The sequence below is a fragment of the Luteimonas colneyensis genome (genome assembly GCF_014836665.1).
GTDB lineage: Bacteria > Pseudomonadota > Gammaproteobacteria > Xanthomonadales > Xanthomonadaceae > Luteimonas > Luteimonas colneyensis.
On the sequence record NZ_JACSQJ010000007.1, the window covers coordinates 50,341 to 73,527 of the forward strand.

At 72.1% G+C, this 23,187-nt stretch carries 24 protein-coding genes; 7 read left to right on the forward strand and 17 right to left on the reverse strand.

What is annotated here, in order from left to right; all coding sequences use genetic code 11:
• Positions 1-32 precede the first annotated feature (32 nt).
• From H9645_RS11805 to H9645_RS11835, 7 genes are read right to left on the reverse strand one after another with little or no spacing between them, the layout of a single operon-like run.
• Positions 33-1,370, reverse strand: coding sequence for an MATE family efflux transporter (locus H9645_RS11805; RefSeq protein ID WP_225218217.1), 1,338 nt, complete (start codon positions 1,368-1,370; stop codon positions 33-35).
• A 7-nt stretch (positions 1,371-1,377) separates the two neighbouring features.
• Positions 1,378-2,241, reverse strand: a complete 864-nt coding sequence (ygiD, locus tag H9645_RS11810; protein ID WP_225218218.1) for a 4,5-DOPA-extradiol-dioxygenase — start codon at positions 2,239-2,241, stop codon at positions 1,378-1,380.
• 30 nt (positions 2,242-2,271) lie between these two features.
• Positions 2,272-2,580, reverse strand: a complete 309-nt coding sequence (locus H9645_RS11815; protein ID WP_191729895.1) for a hypothetical protein — start codon at positions 2,578-2,580, stop codon at positions 2,272-2,274.
• Between the two features lie 25 nt (positions 2,581-2,605).
• Positions 2,606-2,947, reverse strand: a complete 342-nt coding sequence (locus H9645_RS11820; RefSeq protein ID WP_191729896.1) for a DUF3325 family protein — start codon at positions 2,945-2,947, stop codon at positions 2,606-2,608.
• Complete coding sequence (locus H9645_RS11825) at positions 2,940-4,610, reverse strand: PepSY-associated TM helix domain-containing protein (RefSeq protein ID WP_191729897.1); 1,671 nt, start codon at positions 4,608-4,610, stop codon at positions 2,940-2,942. The genes H9645_RS11820 and H9645_RS11825 overlap by 8 nt, the downstream gene beginning before the upstream one ends.
• Before the next feature lie 14 nt (positions 4,611-4,624).
• Positions 4,625-4,936: an iron uptake protein gene (locus H9645_RS11830; RefSeq protein ID WP_189494080.1), complete on the reverse strand. Its 312-nt coding sequence runs from the start codon at positions 4,934-4,936 to the stop codon at positions 4,625-4,627.
• Positions 4,936-7,122 carry a TonB-dependent siderophore receptor gene (locus H9645_RS11835; RefSeq protein ID WP_191729898.1) on the reverse strand — a complete coding sequence of 729 codons (2,187 nt, stop codon included), beginning with the start codon at positions 7,120-7,122 and terminating at the stop codon, positions 4,936-4,938. The genes H9645_RS11830 and H9645_RS11835 overlap by 1 nt, the downstream gene beginning before the upstream one ends.
• Positions 7,123-7,481: 359 nt before the next feature.
• Here H9645_RS11835 and H9645_RS14245 point away from each other — a divergent pair, with 359 nt between their 5' ends.
• The gene (locus tag H9645_RS14245; RefSeq protein ID WP_425490245.1) at positions 7,482-7,850 is read left to right on the forward strand and encodes a cytochrome b; all 369 of its coding nucleotides are present in this window, start codon (positions 7,482-7,484) and stop codon (positions 7,848-7,850) included.
• 20 nt (positions 7,851-7,870) lie between these two features.
• On the opposite strand, the gene H9645_RS11845 is transcribed toward H9645_RS14245, so the two are convergent.
• A complete protein-coding gene (locus H9645_RS11845; RefSeq protein WP_225218219.1) occupies positions 7,871-8,482 on the reverse strand; it encodes a protein tyrosine phosphatase family protein in 612 nt (203 codons plus the stop codon).
• Between the two features lie 36 nt (positions 8,483-8,518).
• Positions 8,519-8,803 (reverse strand): ArsR/SmtB family transcription factor, encoded by a 285-nt coding sequence (locus H9645_RS11850; RefSeq protein ID WP_189494511.1) that lies wholly within the window; start codon positions 8,801-8,803, stop codon positions 8,519-8,521.
• 125 nt (positions 8,804-8,928) lie between these two features.
• Here H9645_RS11850 and H9645_RS11855 point away from each other — a divergent pair, with 125 nt between their 5' ends.
• The 5 genes from H9645_RS11855 (at position 8,929) to H9645_RS11875 (ending at position 11,845) form a co-directional block, all read left to right on the forward strand.
• A complete protein-coding gene (locus tag H9645_RS11855) occupies positions 8,929-9,801 on the forward strand; it encodes an MBL fold metallo-hydrolase (RefSeq protein WP_189494077.1) in 873 nt (290 codons plus the stop codon).
• The gene (locus tag H9645_RS11860; RefSeq protein WP_191729900.1) at positions 9,798-10,223 is read left to right on the forward strand and encodes a YeeE/YedE family protein; all 426 of its coding nucleotides are present in this window, start codon (positions 9,798-9,800) and stop codon (positions 10,221-10,223) included. The genes H9645_RS11855 and H9645_RS11860 overlap by 4 nt, the downstream gene beginning before the upstream one ends.
• Complete coding sequence (locus tag H9645_RS11865) at positions 10,220-10,645, forward strand: DUF6691 family protein (RefSeq protein ID WP_189494075.1); 426 nt, start codon at positions 10,220-10,222, stop codon at positions 10,643-10,645. The genes H9645_RS11860 and H9645_RS11865 overlap by 4 nt, the downstream gene beginning before the upstream one ends.
• A gap of 121 nt (positions 10,646-10,766) precedes the next feature.
• Complete coding sequence (locus H9645_RS11870; RefSeq protein WP_132999323.1) at positions 10,767-11,036, forward strand: hypothetical protein; 270 nt, start codon at positions 10,767-10,769, stop codon at positions 11,034-11,036.
• 152 nt (positions 11,037-11,188) lie between these two features.
• Positions 11,189-11,845: a hypothetical protein gene (locus tag H9645_RS11875; RefSeq protein ID WP_423716208.1), complete on the forward strand. Its 657-nt coding sequence runs from the start codon at positions 11,189-11,191 to the stop codon at positions 11,843-11,845.
• Between the two features lie 116 nt (positions 11,846-11,961).
• Here the strand turns inward: H9645_RS11875 and H9645_RS14305 are convergent, their stop codons facing one another.
• Genes H9645_RS14305 through H9645_RS11905 form a run of 7 tightly spaced genes read right to left on the reverse strand, consistent with a single transcriptional unit; the run spans position 11,962 to position 21,132 of the window.
• Positions 11,962-12,084, reverse strand: a complete 123-nt coding sequence (locus H9645_RS14305) for a hypothetical protein (RefSeq protein ID WP_263598389.1) — start codon at positions 12,082-12,084, stop codon at positions 11,962-11,964.
• A 45-nt stretch (positions 12,085-12,129) separates the two neighbouring features.
• Positions 12,130-13,242 carry an ABC transporter permease gene (locus H9645_RS11880; RefSeq protein WP_191729901.1) on the reverse strand — a complete coding sequence of 371 codons (1,113 nt, stop codon included), beginning with the start codon at positions 13,240-13,242 and terminating at the stop codon, positions 12,130-12,132.
• Positions 13,239-14,426 (reverse strand): ABC transporter permease, encoded by a 1,188-nt coding sequence (locus tag H9645_RS11885; protein WP_191729902.1) that lies wholly within the window; start codon positions 14,424-14,426, stop codon positions 13,239-13,241. The genes H9645_RS11880 and H9645_RS11885 overlap by 4 nt, the downstream gene beginning before the upstream one ends.
• Positions 14,411-15,445, reverse strand: coding sequence for an HlyD family secretion protein (locus H9645_RS11890; RefSeq protein ID WP_191729903.1), 1,035 nt, complete (start codon positions 15,443-15,445; stop codon positions 14,411-14,413). The genes H9645_RS11885 and H9645_RS11890 overlap by 16 nt, the downstream gene beginning before the upstream one ends.
• Positions 15,438-16,883, reverse strand: coding sequence for a TolC family protein (locus H9645_RS11895; RefSeq protein ID WP_191729992.1), 1,446 nt, complete (start codon positions 16,881-16,883; stop codon positions 15,438-15,440). The genes H9645_RS11890 and H9645_RS11895 overlap by 8 nt, the downstream gene beginning before the upstream one ends.
• Before the next feature lie 29 nt (positions 16,884-16,912).
• The gene (locus H9645_RS11900; protein WP_191729904.1) at positions 16,913-19,993 is read right to left on the reverse strand and encodes an efflux RND transporter permease subunit; all 3,081 of its coding nucleotides are present in this window, start codon (positions 19,991-19,993) and stop codon (positions 16,913-16,915) included.
• Positions 19,990-21,132 carry an efflux RND transporter periplasmic adaptor subunit gene (locus H9645_RS11905; protein ID WP_191729905.1) on the reverse strand — a complete coding sequence of 381 codons (1,143 nt, stop codon included), beginning with the start codon at positions 21,130-21,132 and terminating at the stop codon, positions 19,990-19,992. Before H9645_RS11905 ends, H9645_RS11900 begins: the two co-directional genes overlap by 4 nt.
• A 75-nt stretch (positions 21,133-21,207) precedes the next feature.
• On the opposite strand from H9645_RS11905, the gene H9645_RS11910 reads away from it, so the two are divergent.
• Positions 21,208-21,699 carry a MarR family winged helix-turn-helix transcriptional regulator gene (locus H9645_RS11910; protein WP_189494068.1) on the forward strand — a complete coding sequence of 164 codons (492 nt, stop codon included), beginning with the start codon at positions 21,208-21,210 and terminating at the stop codon, positions 21,697-21,699.
• Between the two features lie 12 nt (positions 21,700-21,711).
• Here the strand turns inward: H9645_RS11910 and H9645_RS11915 are convergent, their stop codons facing one another.
• Positions 21,712-23,187: a M48 family metallopeptidase gene (locus H9645_RS11915; RefSeq protein WP_191729906.1), complete on the reverse strand. Its 1,476-nt coding sequence runs from the start codon at positions 23,185-23,187 to the stop codon at positions 21,712-21,714.

A 23,187-nucleotide genomic window follows, 5' to 3' on the forward strand; every position in this document is an offset into this window, starting at 1 on the left:
ATGCCGCGTGACCCGTGGCGCTGACGCCGCGCTCAGCCCGCCGGCAGCCGCGCCTGCAGCCGGCGGAGATGGGGCCAGAGCGCGACCGCGCGCGCCACGACATACGCCACGAACGCGGCCCAGAGCCCGTGGTTGCCCCAGGCCCTGGTCGCCGGCCACGCCAGCAGCAGGAACACCGTCGTCGACAGCAGCGCCGCGTTGCGCATCTCGCGCGTGCGCGTGGTGCCGATGAACACGCCGTCGAGCTGGAACGCCGCCACCGACAGCAGCACGTACAGCGCCGCCCAGGGCAGGTGCAGCGCGGCCGAATCGCGCACCGCCGGCAGGCTGGTCAGGGCGTGGACCGCCGCTCCCCCCGCCAGCAGGATGGCCAGCGAGAGCGCCAGCGCCGTCGCCAGCGCCAGTTCGCTGGTCAGTCGCATGGAGCGCCGGAATCCCGCCCGGTCGCGTGCGCCCCACGCCGCGCCCACACGCGCTTCGGCCACGAAGGCGAAGCCGTCGAGGAAGAACGCGCTGAACGACACCAGCTGCAGCAGGATGTGGTTCGCGGCCAGGGTCACGTCGCCGAAGCGCGCACCGGCGTTGGCGAACCAGCCGAAGGCCAGCAGCAGGCAGAGCGTGCGCACCAGGATGTCGCCGTTCGCGGCCATCGCCTCGCGAATGCGCTGCGGGTCGGCCACGCGCCGCCAGTCCAGCAGCGGCGCCGGATCGCGATGGCGCCAACGCAGCACGCGCAGCGCGACCACCAGCGCCACCGCGCAGGTGCCCCACTCCGCGATCGCGGTGCCCAGGCCGATGCCGCGCGCGCCCATGCCGAGCATGCCCGCGAACCAGACGTCGAGGCCCGCGTTGAGGCCGTTGAGCAGCAGCTGCACCAACAGCAACTCGCGGCTGCGTCCCAGCCCGATCAGCAGGCCGCTGACCGCGAACAGCGCCAGCGCCGCCGGAGCGCCCCAGATGCGCGCGCGGAAGTACTCGCCTGCCACCGACTCCACCGCATCGCTGCCGTCCATCAGGCCGAAATACAGCCAGGTGAGCGGCCACTGCAGCACCAGCAGGGCCGCGCCGATGCCGGCGCCGAGCAGGAGCGCGCGCGCGAACGTCGCCCGCACCTCGGCCTCGTCGCCGGCGCCGCGCGCCTGCGCCACGAAGCCGGTGGTGCCCATGCGCAGGAAGCCGAAGCTCCAGTAGACGAAGTTGAACAGCAGCGCGCCCAGCGCCAGCGCGCCCAGTCCGGTCGCGCTTCCGTAGTGGCCGATGACCGCAGTGTCGACCAGGCCAAGCGCTGGCACGGCCGCATTGGCGAGGATGATCGGCCAGGCCTGCCGGGCGACGGCGGCGCGGGTCAGCGGCTCCGTGGACCCTGCCAAGGCGGCGCTACAGGTTGGACGCGTCCGCGGACACCACGCTGGACGGCGCCGCCGCGCCGGCACCCGGCTGGTCCTGGCGCGGGCACTGCGCATCGAGCGTGTACGAGGTCATCGACAGCGAGCCGTAGGCCGGGCCTTCCACGAGCACGTCCGCGCCCTTGCCCGCCGCGGCGGCGAGGCCGGCGAGGTAGAGCAGCGGCAGGAAGTGCTCGGGCGTCGGTGCGGAGCGTGCGTAGTCGCGGTGCGAGGCCAGTGCCGCCGCGTCGCCCGGGCGCTCGGCCAGCACCCGCTTGGCCTCCGCATCGAAGCGCGCGTTCCAGTCGAAGGCCGCGTCGGGCTGGGTCCAGTCCATCGCGCGCAGGTTGTGGACCACGTTGCCGCTGCCCAGCACCAGCACGCCGCGCTCGCGCAGCGCGGCCAGGCGCGCGCCCATCGCCACGTGCCAGCCGGGCGGCTTCTGCGCGTTGATCGACAGCTGCACCACCGGGATGTCGGCGTCGGGAAAGGCGTGCACCAGCACCGACCAGGTGCCGTGGTCCAGGCCCCAGCCATCGACGTCCCGACCGACATGGTCGGGCCTGGCGAGATCGGCCACCTCCTCGGCCAGCGCGGGCAGGCCCGGCGCCGGATAGTCGACTTCGAACAGCGGCTTCGGGAAGCCGTAGAAGTCGTGGATGGTGCGTGGCCACGACATCGCCGTGACCGCCGTCGCATTGACGTACCAGTGCGCCGAGATCGCCAGGATCGCGCGCGGGCGCGGCACCGACGTGCCGAAGGCACGCCAGGCCTCGGTGTAGCGGTTGCGCTCGAGGGCGTTCATCGGGCTGCCGTGGCCAAGGAACGCGGCGGGCATCAGGGGGACGGTCGCCATCGAGCACCTCCTTGCTGCGGAGCGCCCAGTCTAGAGCCGCTCGACGGCCGTGGCCCGCACCAGCACCTCGTCCTGCCGGAAGCGCTGCTCCAGCGATTCGCGGTAGTGGCGCCACCAGGCGTGGTCGACGTGGTCGACCATGACTTCGACCAGGACCACGTCGTCGCGCTGCACGTCGCCGTCGTCGTCCTCCCACAGCCCGGTCGCCGGCGCGCGGCTGAAGGCGGTGACGCCGCCGAAGTGCCCGGTGAGCTCGGCGCGCACTCCCTCGAACAGTGCGCGGTGAACGCGCTGGCCGCTGGTGTCGTACAGCGGCAGGAACATCTGGACCAGGTGCATGCGCGACAGCGTCGGCCGCGCTGCGTCAGCGCGCGGTGAACGTGCGCTCGCGCACCCACGGCACCAGCACGCGCAGGCGCCGGGGACGGGTGGCCAGCACCATGGCGATGGCCACGGCGGCGGCCGCCAGCAACATCGTCCATACGAGCACGGCCATCGTGGCGTGGTCGGTGCGCAGGCAGCATGCCAGGGCCAACAGCAGGGCCGAGGCGCCCAGCCCGCGCAGCATCTTCAGCTGGCGCACCCGTGGCAGCCGGCCCCAGGCCTGAAGCGCATGCGTCGGCATGGCCAGCGCCAGCCAGCCCATGCCCGCGAAGGCGCAGGCGGCCGCGGCCAGCAGCCAGAGCGGGGCGCCGGGATCATGCATGGCGCGCCCCGGCGGCCGGCCCCGGCGCGTGGCGCGCGACAGCCGCGCGCCGGCCAAGCCGCTGCGCCGCGACGCCCGCGACCACGGCGACGGCCAGCAGCGCGAGATCGACGCCTGCCACCGGCCAATAGCCTTCGGACAGCGTGCGCAGCAGGTGGTCGCCGGTCGTGGCCCAGTTGAGCAGCGGCGCGGCGATGGCGAAGACGGCGATCGCCCGGACCTGCTCGCGCCAGGCCGGGTTCGGCAGGCCCCGCGCCACCGGCGCGCTGCGCCAGGCGGCATGCAGCAGCGCCAGCACCCAGGTGGCCCAGAAGGCGCGCTGCTCCCAGTCGCCGCGCGCCGGCAGGTCTTCGGGCAGCAGGCGGTTGGCGACCAGGATGCCCAGCGCGGCCAGCACCATGCCGGTGACCGAGGCCACCGCCAGCGCATCGACCACGCGCGCGCCCTGCAGGCCACGGGCGGCGTGCTGGCGCTTGCGCTTCTCGACGAAGAACACGAAACCGGTGGCGATGCAGACCGCGCCGGCCAGGCCGCCGAAGACGTACAGCCAGCGCAGCAGCCAGTGGCGGAAATGCTGCAGGTGCAGGCCGGTGAGGAATTCGGCCACTCGCCCCACCGTGGTCGGCGGCGGATCCTCCCGGATCAGCTCGCCGTTCGAGGCCGTGTAGTGGATGCCGTCGCCAACCAGGGCGATGCGGTCGGTGCCGGCGCGGTACACGCTCACGTAGCCGTTGGCGTCGCCGGGATGCATCAGCACCAGGAAGCCGACGTCGCCGGCCTTGCCGGCCTGCTCCCAGCGCGCGCGGGCGTCGGCGACCATGGCATCGACGTCGGCCAGTTCCGCCGGCACGCCGGCGCGCGCGTGCGGCAGGCCGGTCTGCTGCGCCTCGAGCGCCGCGGCGCGGTCGTGCAGCCCGTGGAGCTGGGTATGTCCCAGCGGGAAGTAGTACGTCGCCGCGAAGATCAGCAGGCCGGTGAGCGCGAAGAAGAAGTGGAACGGCAGCGCGACCACGCCGGTCAGGTTGTGCAGGTCGAGCACGCTGCGCAGGCGCTGCTTGCCCGGGCGGAAGGTGAAGAACTCGCGGAAGAGCTTCCGGTGCATCACCACGCCGCTGACCAGCGCCGCCAGCATCACCAGCGCCGAGAAGCCGACGATCCAGATGCCGAGGTTCTTCCAGTCCAGCGTCAGGCCGTAGTGCATCGGATAGAAGAAGCCGCTGCCGATCCTGAGCTGGTCGTTGGGCAGCACGCGGCCATCGCGCGGGTCAACGGTGGCCTCCGCGTAGATCTGCTCGCCGTCGTGCCTGGCGTTCGGCAGTTCCCAACCCGCGAACAGCGCCACCACCGGATCGCGGTGTGTGGTGTACGCGCTCCAGTAGGCGACGGTGTCGAAGCGCTCCGGCATGGGTCCGTCGACCTGCGGGCGCATCGCATCGATGGCCTGCGCCGTCGGCTGCATGCGCTCGAAGGCGGGACGCAGCACGGCGTCGTACGAGGGCATCGGCTGCGGCTCGATGCGCGTGGCCGGGATCGCCCAGCGGTCGAACTCGCGGTCGAACACCGACAGCGCACCGAAGAAGAACGCGGCCATCAGCACGAAGCCGAGCACCAGGCCGAACCAGGTATGGAGCCAGGCCATCGCCTGGCGGAACGTCGCGAACATCGGCTGCGTCCTCCTCAGGTCAGTGCGGCCTGCACCGCGGATCCCGCGCCGGCCAGGACCGCGCCGCCAATGACCAGCACCGTCCACACCGGCCACAGCCGCCGCGCCGAAATCGCCCACAGCAGCGCGGAGAGGCAGGCCGCCACGCCGAACAGGCTCGACAGGAACTCGGCGTCGTGGAAGCCCATGCCGCCCGCGACCATCAGGCTGGTGGCCGCGGCCACCAGTCCCCAGGCGAAGCCGTAGCCGCCGAGCACGCCGGCGGCGATGCGCGCCAGCAGTGCAAGGCGCGGTGAGCGGGCGTGCGGCATGGGCGTGGCCGACATCAGAACCGCCAGTCGACGCTGAGCGTGTAGTTGGCCGGCGCGCCGTAGTAGCCGCTGTAGCGCAGGGTGTTGATGTACTTCTCGTCGGTGATGTTGTTGGCGTTGAGGCGCAGCGTGGCGTCGGGAGCGACGTCCCAGGCCACGAACGCGTTCAGCACCGCATAGCTGTCCTGGCTGACCCGGTAGCCGCTGGCCTCGGTATTGAAGATCCCGCCCTGCCAGCGCCCACCCAGGCCCCAGGACAGCGCAGGAAGCGCCGCGACGCGTCCGCTCAGCAGCAGGTTGGCCGCGCGGCGCGGAACCCATGGATACGTGTCGCGGCCATCGAGCCCGTCGAGCCGCAGCGCCGTGTAGCCGGCCACCAGTTCGAGGTGTTCGGTCAGCCGGCCCACCGCTTCCAGCTCCACGCCCTTCGAACGCACGTCCACCGGCGCATAGATCGCCATGCCGAACTCGTTGTACCGGCCCGTCGGCGTGGCCAGGCCTTCCTGGTCGGCCTTGAACACCGCCACCGTGGTCAGCAGGCGCCCGTCGAGCCAGTCGGCCTTGATGCCGGCCTCGTAGTTCACGCCCTGGCTGGCGTCGAGGTAGCGGTCGTTCTCGTCGACCTGGTCCTGCGGCTGGTAGATGTCGGAGTAGCTGACGTAGCCCAGCACGGTGTCGCTGAAGTCGAAGGTCAGGCCGCCGTAGGGGCTGGTGTGGCGCGTGGTCTGGTCGAAGGCCAGGTCGTAGGAGCGGCCGCTGCGGCGGTAGCGCGCATGGTTGGCACCGACGATGGCCTTGAAGCGGTCGGACAGCGCGATGCGCGTGGCCGCGAAGGCGCGCGTCAGCTCCTGGTCCAGCTCGGAATACAGCGCAGGCTCGCTCCAGGCCGGCTCCGGGATCGCATCGGTGGGATAGGGGAACGGCGGCAGCGGCCCCCAGGCCGGCGACGAGAGGTCCGCCGTGCGTTCGCGGCTGTCGGTGGTGCTGCGCGCGCGGCTCAGGCCGACCATCGCCTCGTGCTCGCGGCCGAACATCCGGTAGGTGCCATTGAGCGTGGCGGTGCCGAGATGCGCCGTGGCCTCGTCGTCGCCGCCCCAGGGATAGCCGGACAGGCCCAGGCCGGTGTCCGGATCGAGCCCCGTGCCCAGACCGTCGAAGGCGTAGAACATGCGCTCGTCGCCGGTGTTGCGGCGCCAGTTGTACGAGAGCCTGAGCTGCCAGTCGTCGGCCACCTGGTGCGTGTACTCGGCGAAGGCGGCGTGCGCGGTCGTGTCCCAGTACGTCCAGTCCTGGGTGGTGCTGGCGCTGCGCGGCCATTCGCGCTGCGTGCCGTCGCTGTTGGTGAAGGGCAGCGCTCCCCACATGATCCCGTCGGACTCCGCGCGCTGGTACGAGTAACCCAGGGCCAGCGTCCCGTTCCCGCCGACCTGGCCATCGACCACGCCGTAGAAGAAGTCGCGCGAATTCGCGTTGGCGTCGAGCCATGAATCGCCGTGCTCGTGCGCCGCGACCACGCGCCCGGCCCAGGTGCCGTCGGCGGTGAACGGCGTGGAATAGTCGGCCTCCGCGCGCAGCGTGTTCCAGGAGCCGTAGGACAGGCCCACCCTGCCCTCGCGCTCGTTGGTCGGGCGCTTGCGCACGTAGTTGATCGTGCCCGAGGCGTTGCCGACGCCGGTCAGCAGGCCGTTGGCGCCGCGGATCACCTCGACCTTCTCGTAGCCGGCGGCGTCGACCGCGCCGGTGGTCACGCCCCAGCCGTTGGGCAGGCCGACGCCGTCGACCTGGGTATTGAGGATGTCGAAGCCACGCGCGCTGTAGCTGGTGCGGTTGGTTTCCCATTCGTCCACGCGCACGCCGGTGGCCAGGCGCAGCGCCTCGTTGACGCTGTCGGCGGCGAACTGGCGCATCTGCTCCGACGTGACGACCGAGATCGACTGCGGGGTCTCGCGGATGGAGAGGTCGAGGTTGGTGGCGCCGTTGCTGACGCGGTTGGCACGCTGGCCGACGACGCGGACGGCGTCGAGCTCGGTGGCGGCGAGCGCACCCGCCTCCGCCGACTGTGCAACAGCAAGGCCGGGCGCGATGCCCAGCGTGAGCGGCAGGGCCAGCGCAATGGCGCGCCGCAGAGGGACTGCGCGGAGCGCGGGAACGGCAAGGCGGACGCGCGCGGGCGGCAAGAGGACGGGACGGATCGGATGCATGGAGGTCGGCTGCAATTGGACGTAGGGGACGAGCCCTGTGTCCGCTGGCGACCTCGGCTGGCGGGACATGCGGGAAATCGGCGCCGGCGTGGGCCGGACAAGGCGTCATTAGATGCGAACGATTCCCATTTTGCAATCGACACTTGCCGCGCGCGGCTGACCGAATGGGTGATGATGGCGGCGCGTCCGCTCCCTACTTTCCGAATGCAGGCGCCATGGATCCCGACCCCACCACCACTCCACGGCGACCAGCGCCTGGCCATCACCCAGGCCGACGGCCAGCAGTGGCGGATGGCGATGAACAATCCGCCCGTGCTGGCGGTCGGCACACCGGAAGCCATCGCGCGCAGCTGCGCGCGATGGCGCCCGAACGGCCACCGGCAAGCCGGATCCGGCGCGGGTGGCCGCCTTCTTCGAAGCCCATCCCGAGTGCGCTTGCCCGCGCCAGTCACTGGGCGCTGTACGCGCTGATGCTGGCGTTGCCGCTCACCGGCTGGGCCATGCAGGGCGCCGCAGGCCTGCCGGTGCGCGTGGGCGGCGTCGTGCTCCCCGCGCTCGTGGACGCCGACCTCGCCCGCTACGGGCTGCTGCGCGAGCTGCATGCCTGGCTGGCCTATGGACTGCTGGCCCTGGTACTCGGGCACGCCGGGGCCGCGCTGCACCACGCCTGGGTGCGCCGCGATGGCGTGTTCGAACACATGACACTGGGCCGGCACAGGTGCGACTGAGCCGGGCTGCGCGGCAGCGGTCAGCCGGCGTCGTCGCAGTCCGCGCCATCGGCGGCACGGTCCGCGCTGGCCACGCAACGCGGGCTGGCGATGCGCTCGCGGACCTCGCCCTCGAGACCGGCAAGCCCCCAGCGCCGGCCCTCGGCGACCGCGGCCTCCTCGTCCGCGCCCTGCAGCCAGGCCGCGCGCAGCGCCACCAGCGCACCCACCCGGTTGCCGCTGCCGCAGTGCACCAGCGTGGGTGCATCGGCGGCCTGCAACAGGCGATCGAAGGCCAACACCGCGGCACGGTCGAGGTCGCCGGCCCCGGCGATCGGCAGGGGGTCGTAGCGCATCCCCGCCGCCTGCACCGCCGCGGCCTCGTCGAACCCGGGCGTCTCCGACGCCGGTGCCAGGTTGATGACGTGGCGGATCCCTGCAGCGCGCAGCGCGGGAAGGTCGTCGGCCGTGATGCGGCCGCCGGAACGGATGCCGGCGGCCGGAGTGGCGAAACGTTCGAGCAAGGGGGAGGTCATGGTCTTCTCCTGGTCGGCAGTGGTGGGCGGCACGTCACCGCGCGTACTGCACCCGGCGACGGCCCAGGACAGCGCAACGGCCAGCGCAGTGGCGGCGCGGGTGGGACGTCGGGTCATGGCAGGGTCCTCATGGCGGGGTGCGGGCGCCGCTGGTCAGGGTTGCGCGCAGAACGCGGCGTGCAGCGCATCGAGCACGCCCACCGCCGGCCCCTGCGCGAGCGAATAGTGGATGCACTGCGCCTCGCGCCGGGTGTGCACCAGCGCCATGTCGCGCAGCACCGCCAGGTGCTGCGACAGCGCCGAGGCCCCCAGGCCAGTGGCGGGCTGCAGCTCGCCGACGGTGCGCTCGCCCTGCACCAGCTGGCACAGCACCAGCAGGCGGGCAGGATGCGCCAGCGCCTTAAGCAGCGCCGCTGCTTCGCCGGCGTGCAGGGCCATGTCGCGGGCCAGGAGGCTGGCGTCAGGGGCTGTGGAGGCATCACCGGGCATCGTGGCGGGTCGCTTGACAGGTCGTGGGTGCGGCACTACTTTAGCAATTCCTTAAGTACATGGAAAGCCCCACGATGAAGCCCGAGGTGGAGAGCTTCCACGACGCCGCCACGGCCACGTTCTCGCACATGGTCTACGACCGCGACGGCGGCCATGCCGCCATCGTCGATCCGGTGATGGACTACGATGCCGCCACCGCACGCACCGGGTTCGCGTCCGCGCAGCGCTTGCTCGACTTCGCGCGCGAGCACCGCCTGCGCGTGGACTGGATCCTCGAGACGCATGCCCATGCCGACCACCTCTCGGCCGCCGCCTGGCTGCGCGCGCAGACCGGCGCCCGCGTGGCCATCGGCCGCGGCATCACCGCCGTGCAGTCGCACTTCAGGCAGGTCTTCGGACTCGACGATGCATTCCCGGTGGATGGTCGCCAGTTCGACCACCTGTTCGCCGACGGCGACACCTTCGCCGTCGGCGCGCTGTCCGGGCGCGTGTTGGCCACCCCCGGTCACACCGCCGACAGCCTGACCTATGTGATCGGCGATGCGGCGTTCGTGGGCGACACCGTGTTCGCGCCCGACACCGGCACCGCGCGCGCCGACTTCCCCGGCGGCGATGCGGCCACGCTGTACCGCTCGATCCGCCGCCTGTTCGAGCTGCCCGACGACACTCGCGTGTTCCTCTGCCACGACTATCCGCCCGACGGGCGCGAGCCGCAGGCGGAGACGTCAATCGGCGCCCAGCGCGCGCGCAACGTGCACCTGGCGGGTGATGCCAGCGAAGACGCGTTCGTGCGCCTGCGCACCGGGCGCGACGCCGGGCTGGCGGCGCCGAAGCTCATCCTGCCCGCGCTGCAGGTCAACATCCGCGGCGGCGACCTGCCGCCGCCCGACACCGACGGCGTGCGCTACTTGCGCCTGCCGCTCGACCGCTTCCGCACCGGCGCATGAACGCGGCGTGGGTGATGGCGCTTGCCGGCGGCGTGCTGATCGGGCTCGCGGCCACGCTGCTGCTGTGGCTTGGCGGCCGCATCGCCGGCGTCAGCGGGATCCTGGGCGGCGTGGTCCAGCCCCGTCGTGGCGACACGGCCTGGCGCCTGGCGTTCCTCGCGGGCCTGCTGCTGGCCGGCGGCGTGGCGATCCCCCTGCTTCCCGGCATCGCCACCCCGCGCGAGGGCTACCCGCCGCTGCTGCTGGTGGCGGCGGGCCTGCTGGTGGGCTTCGGCAGCAGCCTCGGCAACGGCTGCACCAGCGGTCATGGCGTCTGCGGGCTGGGCCGGCTATCGCCGCGATCGCTGGCAGCGGTGCTGACCTTCATGGCCACCGCGGTGGCGACGACGTGGATCGTGCGTCATGCCGGGGGCTGGGCATGAAGCGGGTCATCGCGGCGGCGTTCGCATCGGGCGCGCTGTTCGGCGTGGGCCTGGCTGTGTCCGGCATGACCGATGCGCGGCGCATCCTGGGCTTCCTCGACGTGGCCGGCGCCTTCGACCCCACCCTCGCCTTCGTGCTGGCCGGCGCCGTCGCCACCACGCTGCTGCTGTTCCGCCCGGTGCTCCGGCGCGGCCGCCCGCTGTTCGACGACGCGTTCCGCCTGCCGCGGTCGACGCAGGTGGACGCGCGGCTGCTGGGCGGCGCGGCGCTGTTCGGGGTCGGCTGGGGGCTGGCTGGGTACTGTCCGGGTCCGGCCCTGGCCGGGTTGGGCACGGCCGCGCGCGAAGCCCTGTGGTTCGTGCCCGCGATGCTGGTGGGCATGGCGGTCCAGCGGGTTTTCAACCGCGGATCGCGCCGCTGACCGTGGCAAACGTCAATCTTCACACCATCTCCACGTACGCCAACCCGGGCTGAAGCTGCCGACGGAGGCCGCGAAGAAACGGGGCTATATTCGGTCTCCCCCAAAACGAAGGAGCCCTGCCATGTCCCTGTCCAGGCAGCATCTTGTGATGGCGCGAACCCTTGGCGTCGCGATGGTCGCCGCCGTCGGCCTGTCCGCCTGCGCCACCTACGACGACGAGTTCGCCGGCATCAACTCCCGCCTCGACCGCCTCGACACCCAGGTGCAGGGCGCGGCCCAGAGCGCCGAATCCGCCAATCAGGGCGCCCAGCGCGCCAACCAGCGCCTCGACCAGATCGAAGGCCGCGTGCAGCAGCTGGAATCGTCGCCGCGCCGCGTGCCGCGCGGGTGAGCACGCACTCCGCTTGACCGACCGGCGCGGGGATCCGTCGCCTGCGCGGCGCGGATCCCCGCGTTGGATGGTGTTCCGCCCCCGAGGAGCTTCCCATCCGTACTTTCCCCCACTCCCTCCCCCACCCGGGCCGGCGCGCGGTTGCGCTGGCGCTGGCGCTGGCGCTGGCCAGCGTGGGCGCCACCGCCAGCGCGCGCGACGACGGCACCCCGCCGGCGACGTCACTGGACGAACTGCCCCGCGGCCAGGACGTCTCCGACACGGTGATCGAACTGGCCGGCTGGGTCGTCGCCTCCGGCGACAGCCAGGGCTATCCCTTCGCGATCATGGACAAGGCCGCCGCCCAGATCCTCGTGTTCGGCGGCGATGGCCGCCTGCGCGGCGCCGCGCCCGGCCTGTTCGGCTCCGCCGTGGGCGACCACACCGCCCCCGGCATCGCGGGCCTCGCCCTGCGCGAGATCCCCGGCCGCGACCGCACCACCCCGGCGGGCCGCTTCGTCGGCGGCTACGGTCCGTCCATCGATGCCGGCCGCGTGCTGTGGGTCGACTACGAGTCCGCGGTCTCGATCCACCCGACCGCGACCGGCGTGCCGGAGGAAAAGCGCCCCGAGCGCCTGGCCTCGCCAACGCCGGATGACAACCGGGTCACCCACGGCTGCATCAACGTGTCTCCGGCGTTCTACGAGCAGGTCGTCAGCCCCACCTTCGCGCGCGGCGGCGTGTTCTACGTGCTGCCGGACGAAGGCTCGCTGGAGGAGGCGTTTCCGGAGTTCGCGGGCGCCGGCACCCGGAAGACCGCCGGCGACTGAGCGCCGGTGCGTGGCCGCGCGGCGGATGACGCGGCGTCTCCGGTGCGTCATCCGCAGCATGAAAAAGGCGACCCGGTCGCCCGGGTCGCCTTTTCGTTACCGCACCCGCCGAAGGGTCACTTCAGGCCGCGGTTGCGCAGCAGGGCATCGGCGCTCGGCATGCGGCCGCGGAAGGCCTTGTAGCTTTCGGCCGGATCGATATTGTCGGCCAGCACATCCAGCGCGCAGACGATCTCCATACCCGCGCACAAGCCGCCCCGGCCCCGTGCTCCGTGATCGGCCCGTCAGGCGCCGTCCCGCCCCGGGGCGTAGCGCCATACCGCCAGCGCGCCATACAGCAGTGTCAAAAAAGCGAGGTTGCACAGCTCGGGAAGCGCCTCGGCGAAGCTTGCGCCCATCTGGTTGAACTTCACCATCAGGTTGATGCCGGGCGTGGAGGGAACCAGCTTCGCCAGCCACGCCAGGGGCTGTGGCATCGCCACGGCCGGCCATGACAGCCCGGACAGGAAGAAGAGTGGCAGCGCGGTGACGAGCATCAGCTGGAAGGGCCGTTCGCGGGTGCGGAAGAAACTGCCCGCGAACAGCGCGAACGCCACCACCGCGGCCACGTACAGCGCTCCGCCCACCAGGGTACCGGGCGGATTGCCCCCACGCGGATAGTCCTGGAGCCACATCACCAGACCGTTGTAGTACAGCATGCTGCACACGCCGATCAGCGCGAACGCGGCGGCGATGCCGAGCAGGCCGCTGCGCGAGAACGCCAGCCGACCCAGGCGTTCGCGACGCGTGCCGGCCATGACCAGCATGCCGATCAGCAGTGTCTGCTGCACGATCAGCTGTGCCACGCCCGGCACCACGGCGCTGCCGTAACCCTCGCGGGTGTTGAACAGCGGCCGCGCCACCACCTGCAGCGGCGCCGCGCCGGGTGCGCCGGCGAAACTTGCCTGCACCACGGCGGCCTCGCGCGCGAACGCGGCGGCGGCCTCGCCCAGGCCCTCCAGCACCACGCCGCCGCGACCGAGGAACGCACCACTGCCGTACAGCGCGAGCTCGCCCTGCCCGCCGCGCAGGATCGCGCGTTCGAACCCGGCGGGCACCACCAGCAGGCCCTGCGCCTCACCGCGGGCGATCCTGGGCCGGGCCTCCCCCAGCGAGGTCGCGTCGCCGACGATCCTCACCGCGCGCACCGCGCCCGCCTTGCGCACCAGGGCGCGGCTCATGGCGCTATGGTCGAGGTCGACCACCAGCACCGGATACTGCGAAGCCACCTGGTGCCGGTAGGCGACCGGGTAGAAGAACGAGTACAGCACCACGGCGCCGATCAGCGTCACCACCGCGTAGCGGTCCGAGAACACGGCGCGCAGGGTCTCCAGGAAGGCGGCCCTGACCTGGTTCATCGCTGCCCCCAGGAGGCCGGATCGCGCGCGCCACGCGCATACAGGCGCAGGCCCGCGCCGCCGGCCACCAGCACGAACAGCAGCAACGTCCCCAGCAACGACAGCGAGGCCGTCCATGCCGCATCCAGGTCGAGCTGCTGAGCCTGCAGCTTGAGGTAGGCGGTGAAGGGAAGCAGCTGGCTCCAGGCCTGTGCGAACAGCGGCGCTCCCTGCACCGGGAACGTCGCGCCCGAGAACGCCAGCGACGTGCCCGCGTACAGTCCGGTCAGCGACAGCGACGTGCCCATGTTGCGGGTGGCCCCGACCAGCAGCAGCGCGATGCCGCCGTAGGCCAGGTACATCGCCGCCTGCGCGGCGACCAGCAGCACCGCGCTGCCGGCCACACCGCCGCGGATCGCGGCCAGCCAGACCAGCGACAGCGTGCCGTAGGCGGTGAACAGCAGCAGGTACGGGGCCAGCTTGCCGGCCACCGCCGGCAGCAGGCGATCGCCGCACCCGGCCAGCCATGTGCCCGCGCTGCCGTCACGCAGTTCGCGCCCGAGCGCGCCCACCATCGCCAGGCAGGCGGCGAGGTGCAGCAGTGCCGGGAACAGCAGGCCGAGCAGGAAGTGCTCGTAGCTGCGCGCGGCGTTGGCCAGCACGGTGGCCTGCACCCGCAGCGGCGGCTGGCGGACCGCCTGCGCCCCGCCGACCCGCGCCACCTCACGGCGCACGAGATGCGCACTGGTCGCCTGCGCCGCCTCTCCGATCCCCCGTAGCGCCGCCTGCCCTGCCGTCTGGTGGCTGGCGTTGTAGTAGGCGAAAACAACGGCGCTGCCGCCACGCAGGACCTGGCGCTCGGCGCCCGCAGGCACGTGCACCACCGCGAACGCCCGGACCGCGCGCACCTCCGACCAGGCCTGCGTCAGGTCCGCCGGCCGCGCGGCCACCCGCAGGCCCGGCACGGCATCGAGCCTGCGCACGAGTTCGCGGCTGACCGCGCTGTTGTCATGATCGACCACCGCCACCGGCAGCTCGCGCGGCACGCCGGCCGAGAACATCCAGGCGAGCAGCGCCAGCGCCAGCAGCGGGACCCACGTGGCCAACGCCAGATCCCAGGGATCGGCGCGCAGCCGTGCGCACTCGCGCAACGCCGAACGGACGAACGCCTCGCGTGCCGTGGGCCGCGTCAGCGTTGCGGCCATGCGAACAGCACGCTCATGCCCGGCCGGAAGCCTGCGACTTCCGCGACCGGCCTCGCGCGCACTTCGAAACTCCTCACGTCGTAGCCGGCCGACTGCCGGGTCGCGCGCCAGGTCGCGAAATCGCCGGCCGGGCTGATGTGGTAGACCTCGAACTCGACGTCCTCGCGCTCCAGCGCCGGGATCGAACCGCGCAGGCGGCGGCCCACCTCCAGGCCCGCGAACTGGTCCTCGCGCAGGTGGAACGCCACCCACATGTGGTCGAGGTCGACCAGGGTGAAGACCGGATAGCCGGCCGCCACCAGCTCGCCGGTTTCGACCAGGCGCTTGGACACCTCGCCGGCCGTCGGCGCGCGGCCGCGCACTTCGCTTTCGGCCGCCTGCACTTCGGCCACGGCGCCTTCGGCCTGCCGCACCTGCGCCTGCGCGGCGCTCCTGTCCTGTTCGCGGGCGCCGGCCTGCGCCTGTTCGTACAGTGCCTGCGCTGCGCGCGCCTGCTGCTCGGCATCGATCGCCTTCGCACGGGCCTCGTCGCGCTGCTGCCGGGTGACCACGCCCTCGGCATGCAGCCGCTCCAGGCGCTGGAAGGTGGAACGCGCCAGTTCGTGTCCGGCCTGGGCGCGCCGCCAGTTGGCCTCCGCTGCGCGGATGTCCTCCACGCGCGCGCCTTCCTCGGCCTTGTCCGCCAGCGCCTGCGCGGCCGCGAGCGCGGCTTCGGCCTGTCGCTGCTTCGCGGCGATCTCGGGGCTGTCCAGCTCGAACAGTACCTGCCCCGCCTCGACCCGCTCGCCCTCGGCCACCAGCAGCGCCGACACCCGCGCGGTCACCTTGGCCGAGACGTTGATGCTGTCGGCATCGGCCATGCCCTGCACCAGGTCCGCCGGGCTGCGGAACGCCAGCCACAGGCCGCCGATCAGGATCACGGCAATCACGCCCAGGGCGACAAGGCGCAGGCGACGGCGGCCGGACGGTGCATCCGCAGCCACGGGTGGCGGCGGCGGCGACGGAGCGGGTTCATTCATGGGGAAATACCCTGTGGTCTGCCTTGCGGATGTACTCGCCAAAGCGCGCCGACTGGCCACCCAGCTCGAGCAGGTGCGCCAATGCCACGCAATAGTCGTAGGCGGCGTGCGCGTGTTCGACCCGTGCGGCGCCAAGGCCGAGCCTGGCGTCCATGACATCGAGCGAGGTCGACTGCCCCTCGCGGAACGCCAGTTCCTGCAGGCGCAGGTTCTCACGCGCCTGCTCGATGCTGCTGTCGAGCAGCAGGAACTGCTGACGTGCCGTTTCCAGCGCATTCCAGGCCTGTGCCACGCCGATCCTGATCTGGTTCTGCGCCTCGCGCAGTGCGGCCTGCGCCTGCTCCTGCTGCGCGCGCGCAGCACTGATCTGGCGCGGGCGATCCCGCCCGGACAGGAAGGTGTACTTCAGGCCAATGCCGAAGGCCCAATCGGTGTCGGTCAGTAGCGCATCCTCACGGTACAGGTCGTACTGGCCGAACAGGTACACCTGCGGTTTCAGTGACGCCTCCTGCACACGCACGCCTGCGCCCGCCTGGTCGTCAAGCGCCCGCAGCTGCGCCAGCTGCGGGTGCCGCTCAAGCGCGGCCCGGGTGAACGCCTCCAGCGTGCCCGGCGATGTGCCGACCACGAACAGCGGCGTGATCGGCGTCACCGGCCCATCGCTGCGCAACAGCAGCGCCAGGGCCTGGGCGGCGGCGTCGCGGTCGTTGAGCGCCTTCTGGTACTCGCGCTCGCTGGCATCACGCGCGACGACCGCCTGCAACACCTGCGCGCGCGTGGCGAAGCCTTCGCGTTCAAGCGATTCGGCATGGGCCAGGTGCTGCCGCATGCCGTCGCGCACCTCGCGGCGCACACTCAGCGCCTGCTCGGCCAGGCCCTGGCCGAAGTAGGCCTGGACCAGTTGCGACGTCAGCTTCTGGGACTGCTGCGCCCGTTCCGCGTCCGCCCCACGCAGGGCGGCCGCGGCCGCCGCCTGCGCGGCCGGGATCTGCCCGCCCGTGTACAGGGGCAGCACCGTGGTCAACACCGGACGCAATCGCCGGTCGCGCTCCTGGAACCGCAACGGGCTTTCGATGCCGAACGCCTCGCCCACTGGCGCCAGCGAACCCAGCGGCAAGCTCAGCGTCTTCTGGAACTCCAGGTAGCGCGCTTCGAGCGAAATCTCCGGCAGCCGCAGGCGCGCGGTCGCATCGGACAGGTCCTGCCGGGCGCGCAGGTTGGCGTCCGCGGCAGCCAGCGCGTCGGAGACCCGTTCCATCCGCTCGCGCGCCTGATCGAAGCTCAGTGCGTCCGCATCCTGCGCGAGTGCCGAGGTGGCCGGTACAAGCAGGACCAGACCCAACGCCAGACCGAATGCCCGTCCGTGCGCGGCGCGGGATCGCCGACGGTATGCCCCACCCAGCCTGCCAGCCTTGCCTGTCGACACCTGCCACTCCATTGCACCGGCCGCCGCCATCGTGATGCCAGTCATGGTGGCGCCGCAACCTCACTGGCGTCTGCGGCCCTCCGCCGCAACCTCCCGAGCACCCGCTCCTCCACATCATCCACCAGCGTGTACGCCGCCGGCACCACCACCAGGCTCAACACCGTCGAGGTGATCAACCCACCGATCACCGCCACCGCCATCGGCATGCGGAAGCTTGAATCCGCCGTCAGACCCAGCGCGATCGGCATCATGCCCGCCCCCATCGCCAGCGTGGTCATGATCACCGGCCGCGCACGCTTGTGGCACGCGTCCATCAGCGCCTCGTGGCGGGTCATGCCCTTTTCCTCGGCCATGACCGCGTAGTCCACCAGCAGGATCGAATTCTTCACCGCGATGCCGATCAGCAGGATCAGGCCGATCAGCACCGACAGCGAGATATCCAGGCCGGTGATCAGCAGCGCGCCGAACGCGCCGCCGGCGGCCAGCGGCACCGCGACCAGGATGGTGATCGGCTGGCTGGCATGGTTGAACAGCAGCAGCAGCACGCCGTAGACGCAGAAGATGCCGGCCACCATGGCCATGGCGAAGCCGCCGAACATCTCGGCGAAGATCTCGCTGTCGCCGGCGGCCTGGCGGTCCACGCCCGGCGGGAGGTTCTGCAGCGAGGGCAGCGCGTCGATCTGGCCTTCCACCTCGCCCATCGCCATGCCGTTGAGGTCGACGGTGATCGTAACGTTGCGACGCCTGTCGAAGCGGTCGATCTGCGACGGCCCGCTGGCGGTGGTGATCGAGGCCACGGACGACAGCGGCACGCTGCCGCCGGTGGACGTCGGCACGCGCAGCTGGCCGAGCAGCGAGGGATCCGACAGCGCGCGTTCGTCCAGCTGCACGCGGATCGGTACCTGGCGTTCGGGCAGGTTGAGCTTGGCGAGGAACTGTTCGTAATCGCCGCGGGTGGCCACACGGGTGGCGGCGGCGATGTCGGCGGTGGACACGCCCAGGTCGGCCGCGCGCGCGGGGTCCGGGCGCACGATCACTTCCGGCCGCACCAGCGCCGCCGATGACCCGACGGTGCCCAGGCCGGGCAGCTGCCGGATCTCGCGCTCCACCTCGCGCGCGGCCGCGGCCAGCTTGACCGGGTCGTCGCCAGCCAGCACCAGCTGCAGCGCGCGCCCGGGCTCGCCACCCTGGAAGCTCAGGCGCACGCCGGGCAGGTCGGCCAGTCGCTCGCGGACCACCGTTTCCAGCTCGTACTGGGTCAGGTCGCGGTCGTCCTTCCAGCGGATCGTGAGCGTGGCCTTGCGCAGTTCGGCGCTGGTGAGGTCGCCCGCGGGGCCGTTGGCACCCGAGTTGCTGCCGGCGGTCACGAACACGTGTTCGATCTCGGGGATGTCGGCGATGCGCCGGCGCGCGGTCTCGGCCACCTCTTCGGTGGTGGCGAGCGCGGTGCCCGGCGGCAGCTCGATCAGCACGTTGCTCTGGATGCCGTCGGTGGGTGGGATGAAGGTGACCTTCAGCAGCGGCAGCAGCGCCAGCGAGCCGATGAAGATGCCCAGCGCGACCACCAGCGTGCGGTTGCGGTGCTGCAGCGCGCTGTCGACGAAGCGCAGGTACCACTGCATCAGCTTCGAGTCGCCCTTGTGCTCGGGCAGCGGCTTCAACATGTAGGCCGCCATCATCGGCGTGATCAGGCGCGCCACCAGCAGCGAGAACATCACCGCCGCGGCCGCGGTCCAGCCGAACTCGCGGAAGAACTTGCCGGGGATGCCAGGCATGAAGGCCACGGGGATGAACACCGCCGCCAGCGTGCACGAGGTCGCGATCACCGCCAGACCGATCTCGTCGGCGGCCTCGAGCGCGGCCTGCTTCGGCGCCTTGCCCATGCGCAGGTGGCGGTCGATGTTCTCGACCTCGACGATCGCGTCGTCCACCAGGATGCCGACCACCACCGCCAGCGCCAGCAGGGTGATCATGTTGAGGCTGAAGCCCAGCCAGTACATCACCGCGAAGGTCGGGATGATCGACAGCGGCAGCGCCACGGCGCTGATGAAGGTGGCGCGGAAGTCGCGCAGGAACAGGAACACCACCAGCACCGCCAGCGCCGCGCCCTCGTAGAGCATGTGCATCGAGGAGTCGAACGAGTCCTCGGCCACCTGGGTGGTCGACGCCACCTCGACCACGCGTACGCGCGGCTGTTCCCGCTGCAGCTCGGCGACGCTCTCGCGCACGGCGTTGCCGACGTCCACTTCGCTGGTGTTGGTGGTGCGCTGCACGGCGAAGCCGATCACCGGCCGGCCATCGAGCGTGGTGCGCTGGCTGACGGTGGCATTGCCGTCGCTCACCGTGGCCAGCGTCGACAGGCGCACGCTACGACCGTCGGGCATGGAGATGGGGAAGTCCTCGAGGTCGGCGGCGGACTCGACGGTGCCGAGCGTGCGCACCGCCTGCTCGCCGCCGCCCACGGTGGTGCGCCCGCCCGGCTGCTCCTGCTGGATGCGCGCCAGCTGCTGGCTGATCAGCGCCGGACTCACGCCGAAGCCCTGCACCGCCTCCGGCCGCAGGTCGACGCGGATCTCGCGGTCGACGCCGCCGATGCGCCGCACCGCGCCCACGCCGGGCACCGCGAACAGCCGCTTGGACACGGTGTCGTCGATGAACCAGCTGAGCTCCTCGTCGCTCCAGCCGTCGGCGGTCACGGCATAGGTGAGCATGTCGCCGCCGGTGACGTTGACCAGCGACACGATCGGCGGCTCGACGTCAGCCGGCAGGTCGATGCGCACGCGGTCCACCGCATCGCGCACCTCGTCCTTGGCGATGGTGCCGTCCTTTTCGATCTCGAAGGTGAGGATGGTGGTCGACACGCCTTCGTTGACGATGGACGCCATGTTGCGCAGGCCGGCGATGCTGGCGGTGGCGTCCTCGATCTTGCGGGTGACCTGCGTTTCCAGCGTGCTGGGGCTGGCACCGGGCAGCGTGACGGTGACGTTGACCACCGGCACGGTGAGGTCCGGGAACTGGGAGACGGCCAGCTTGTTGAAGGCCAGCAGGCCCGCGGCGGTCAGCAGGATGAAGACCAGGATCGCCGGCAGCGGGCGGTGGATCGACCAGGCGGAGAAGTTCATTCGGCGACGGCCCCGGTCGCGCGCGCGGCCTTCGCGCTGGCGGCATCCGCGGCATCCACCGCGTCCTCGCCCTCGACCACGCGCACCAGGTCGCCATCGCCCAGGAAGCCGGCGCCGCGCGCGACCACGCGATCGTCCTGCGCCAGCCCGTCGCGCACCTCGACCAGGTCACCCTGCGCCCCGCCGAGTTCGACGACGCGCTCGCGCACTCGCCCGTCGTCGTCGACGGTGAACACGAAGGCGCGGCCGTCCCGGCGCACCACGGCGTCGCCCGGCACCAGCAGCGCCTGCGCGCGACCGAGCGCCAGCCGGCCCTGCGCGAACATGCCCGCGCGCAGCGCGCCGGGATCGGGGAGGTCGACGTAGACGGTGCCGGTGCGGCTCTGCGCATCCAGCGCCGGCGACACCGTGCGCACGCGGCCTTCGACCACGCCGCCGCCGGGTGCCTCCACGCGCACCGGCGTCCCGGCGTCGACGCGCAGCAGGTCGCCTTCGGCCAGCTCCGCGCGCCACTCCAGGCGGCCGTCGCGGATCAGCCGCAGCAGCTCCGTGCCGGCGCCGACCACCTGGCCGGGCTGCACGCTGCGCGCCGACACCACGCCGTCCACCGGCGCGCGCACCACGGTGAAGTCACGCTGCACGCGTGCGGCGTCGCGGCTGGCGATGGCGGTGTTGAGGCGCGCCTCGGCGTTGGCCCGCGCGGCCTCGGCCTCCTCTGCATCCTGCAGCGCCACCATCTGCGAATCCGCCAGTTCGCGGATGCGCGCGGCCTTGCGGCGCGCGGTCTCGAGGTTGGTCTGCGCCTCACGCACCTGGGCGTCCGACTGCGCCAGCTGCGAGGCCAGGGTGCGGTCGTCGACGCGCAGCAGGACGTCGCCGGCGGCGACCACGCTGCCGACCTCGACGGCCACGCTGGCGACCCGCAGGCCGGACAGCTCCACGCCCACCGAGACCTCCTCCCACGCGGCGACGGCGCCCGAGGCCACCACGTCGCGGGTGACCTCGCGCAGCTGTGGCGCGGCCAGGCTGACAGTGAGGCTGGGCACGGCTTGGGGCACCTCGTCCTCGCCGCAGCCCGCCAGGGCGAGCGCGAGCGCCAGGACACCGGAAACCGCCAGCAGTCGGGAAGGAACGGGCATCGTCACGGACTCGTACCGGAAAGCGCGGCAAGGTATCAGCACACTGATAGTCAGTGGGTGACGACGGAGACCCGGATGGCCGGCCGCAAGACCAGCAGCCTGCAGGCATTCAGGACATCACGTGCCTACCGCACCGGCGTGCTGGCCCGCCGCCTGCATCTGGGCCTGAGCGCGGCGGTGGACCGTCGACTGCAGGAGGAAGGCCTGGACATGACCCGGCCGCAGGCGCTGGCGCTGATGGCGCTGGTCGAGCAGCCCGGTGCCTCGAATGCGGAGATGGCCCGACGCAACGGGGTCTCGCCCCAGACCATGCACCAGATCATGCTGCGCCTCGAACGCGACGGCCTGGTCCGCCGCAGCCCGCATCCCCGCCTGAAGCGGGTGCAGGCGCTGGAGGCGACCCCGGAGGCCGTGCAGCTGGTCGCGCGCGGCAGCGAGGTGGCACGCGCGGCGATCGACGCTGCGCTGCGCACGCTGAGCACGCGCGAGCAGGACCAGCTCATCGCGCTGCTCCAGCGCTGCGCGCAGGCCCTTCCGACAGCCGGCCCCCCTGCGCTGGAGGACTGAGCCTCCCGCGCGTCAGCGTGCCTTCGCGCAGGCGTTGCGGAGCGCCTCGTTCCCCGTGCCCCGGCAGCGTGCCGCATAGCCGTCGGCGACCCCCGCGTTGCCGGCCCGGCGATGGATGCGGATCCCGTAGGGCAGGAGCTCCGGCGGATCGTCCAGGCTCTGGCGGCTGGTCTCGAACATCCCCACCGCGGGCTCCGGCCGCAGCCGGCTGGACAGGTCGAGCACCAGCCGGTGCGCCGCGAACAGCGAGTCCCTGCGCGTGAGTTCCTGCTGCCAGGCGGCCGTGCCCTGGTCGCTTCCCAGCACCGGCGCCTGGTAGCGCAGCATCACGTAGCGCCCCAGCGGCGTCTGCCCCGCGGGGCTGGCGGCCACCCGGCGCAGTGCCGCCGCCTGCTCCGGCCCGGGACGCGAGAGGCGGCCATCGTTGCTGGCGATCAGCGCCTGCACCAGGTCGATCGACTCGAACAGCGAGGCGGCCTGTGCATCGCCGGCCCATGGCATCGGACGCATGTCGGGCCGCTCACGGTCGCCATGGCGCGCCTGGATGTGTTCCATCACCAGTTCGATGCGCGCATCGGAATCCCGGTGGCTGCGTCCGGCGCGGCTCACGCCCCTGCGGGTGGAATCCGCCAGCGAGGTGATCACGGCATCCACGATGCCCGTGCTGTCGCCATCGAGGCTGCGTCGTGCCGAGCGCGCCTGGTCGCTGCGCCGCGCATAGCGGACAGCCGCGTCGGCGACGCCACCCTGCGCGGCCGGCTGGCCCGCGGCGTCGGCGGCCGCCTTGCGCTGCGCCTCCCAGGCGTCGAGCCGACCGAGCATTTCGACCATGCCTACCGGGTTGTAGCCGGCTGCCACCATCAGGTCGACGCCGATGCGGTCGGCCTCGTCCTCCTGTACCCGCGCACGGCCGGGCACGATGCCCGACTGGACCGAATGCATCGCGGCCTCGCGCAGCAGCGCGCTGCGGATGAACGCGGTTTCCGGACGGGAGGCGCGCACCGACTGGTCGCCGTACTCGTAGTCCATGTACAGCGCGCTCAGGCCCGCCGCGATGTCCTTGGTCCGCTGCAGCGCCGAACGCCCGGCATGCCGGCGCAGCACGTGCGCGTACTCGTGCGCGACCAGGGCGGCAAGCTCGTCCTCGGTCTCCATGCTGCGCAACATGCCCACGGCGATGAAGATCGACCCCTCCTCTGTGGCATAGGCATGCAGGCCCGGGTCGGGCGTGACATGGATCCGGGCCGCGGGCGCGTTTCCGCCGGCAGCGCGGCGCAGGCTCTCCATCACGCGGGCGAGCGCCTGGTCCAGCGGCGGATGTTCCACCACCCCGTAGGCACGGCGCTGCCGCTCCAGCGGCGCCAGATCGGCGTCCTGGCGGAATGACTGTCGAAGGCCCTGGAGGAGCCCGAGCCCGCCCTTGATCCGCTCCTGCGTCTGCCGGTCGATCAGTGGCTGGTCCGCGGATGCGACGGGCGGGGCCAGCAT

What these genes read in the sequence shown, in the direction of transcription:
- H9645_RS11825 (WP_191729897.1), bottom strand. Translation starts at nt 4,610, where the DNA reads ATGTTCGCGACGTTCCGCCAGGCGATGGCCTGGCTCCATACCTGGTTC.
- H9645_RS11910 (WP_189494068.1), top strand. Translation starts at nt 21,208, where the DNA reads ATGGCCGGCCGCAAGACCAGCAGCCTGCAGGCATTCAGGACATCACGT.
- H9645_RS11850 (WP_189494511.1), bottom strand. Translation starts at nt 8,803, where the DNA reads ATGGCCCTGCACGCCGGCGAAGCAGCGGCGCTGCTTAAGGCGCTGGCG.
- H9645_RS11895 (WP_191729992.1), bottom strand. Translation starts at nt 16,883, where the DNA reads ATGGAGTGGCAGGTGTCGACAGGCAAGGCTGGCAGGCTGGGTGGGGCA.
- H9645_RS11835 (WP_191729898.1), bottom strand. Translation starts at nt 7,122, where the DNA reads ATGCATCCGATCCGTCCCGTCCTCTTGCCGCCCGCGCGCGTCCGCCTT.
- H9645_RS11860 (WP_191729900.1), top strand. Translation starts at nt 9,798, where the DNA reads ATGAACGCGGCGTGGGTGATGGCGCTTGCCGGCGGCGTGCTGATCGGG.
- H9645_RS11855 (WP_189494077.1), top strand. Translation starts at nt 8,929, where the DNA reads ATGAAGCCCGAGGTGGAGAGCTTCCACGACGCCGCCACGGCCACGTTC.
- H9645_RS11845 (WP_225218219.1), bottom strand. Translation starts at nt 8,482, where the DNA reads ATGACCCGACGTCCCACCCGCGCCGCCACTGCGCTGGCCGTTGCGCTG.
- H9645_RS11900 (WP_191729904.1), bottom strand. Translation starts at nt 19,993, where the DNA reads ATGAACTTCTCCGCCTGGTCGATCCACCGCCCGCTGCCGGCGATCCTG.
- H9645_RS14305 (WP_263598389.1), bottom strand. Translation starts at nt 12,084, where the DNA reads ATGGAGATCGTCTGCGCGCTGGATGTGCTGGCCGACAATATCGATCCG.
- H9645_RS11880 (WP_191729901.1), bottom strand. Translation starts at nt 13,242, where the DNA reads ATGAACCAGGTCAGGGCCGCCTTCCTGGAGACCCTGCGCGCCGTGTTC.
- H9645_RS11890 (WP_191729903.1), bottom strand. Translation starts at nt 15,445, where the DNA reads ATGAATGAACCCGCTCCGTCGCCGCCGCCGCCACCCGTGGCTGCGGAT.
- H9645_RS11820 (WP_191729896.1), bottom strand. Translation starts at nt 2,947, where the DNA reads ATGCATGATCCCGGCGCCCCGCTCTGGCTGCTGGCCGCGGCCGCCTGC.
- H9645_RS11830 (WP_189494080.1), bottom strand. Translation starts at nt 4,936, where the DNA reads ATGTCGGCCACGCCCATGCCGCACGCCCGCTCACCGCGCCTTGCACTG.
- H9645_RS11905 (WP_191729905.1), bottom strand. Translation starts at nt 21,132, where the DNA reads ATGCCCGTTCCTTCCCGACTGCTGGCGGTTTCCGGTGTCCTGGCGCTC.
- H9645_RS11915 (WP_191729906.1), bottom strand. Translation starts at nt 23,187, where the DNA reads ATGCTGGCCCCGCCCGTCGCATCCGCGGACCAGCCACTGATCGACCGG.
- H9645_RS11870 (WP_132999323.1), top strand. Translation starts at nt 10,767, where the DNA reads ATGTCCCTGTCCAGGCAGCATCTTGTGATGGCGCGAACCCTTGGCGTC.
- H9645_RS11885 (WP_191729902.1), bottom strand. Translation starts at nt 14,426, where the DNA reads ATGGCCGCAACGCTGACGCGGCCCACGGCACGCGAGGCGTTCGTCCGT.
- H9645_RS11815 (WP_191729895.1), bottom strand. Translation starts at nt 2,580, where the DNA reads ATGCACCTGGTCCAGATGTTCCTGCCGCTGTACGACACCAGCGGCCAG.
- H9645_RS14245 (WP_425490245.1), top strand. Translation starts at nt 7,482, where the DNA reads ATGGCGCCCGAACGGCCACCGGCAAGCCGGATCCGGCGCGGGTGGCCG.
- ygiD (WP_225218218.1), bottom strand. Translation starts at nt 2,241, where the DNA reads ATGGCGACCGTCCCCCTGATGCCCGCCGCGTTCCTTGGCCACGGCAGC.
- H9645_RS11865 (WP_189494075.1), top strand. Translation starts at nt 10,220, where the DNA reads ATGAAGCGGGTCATCGCGGCGGCGTTCGCATCGGGCGCGCTGTTCGGC.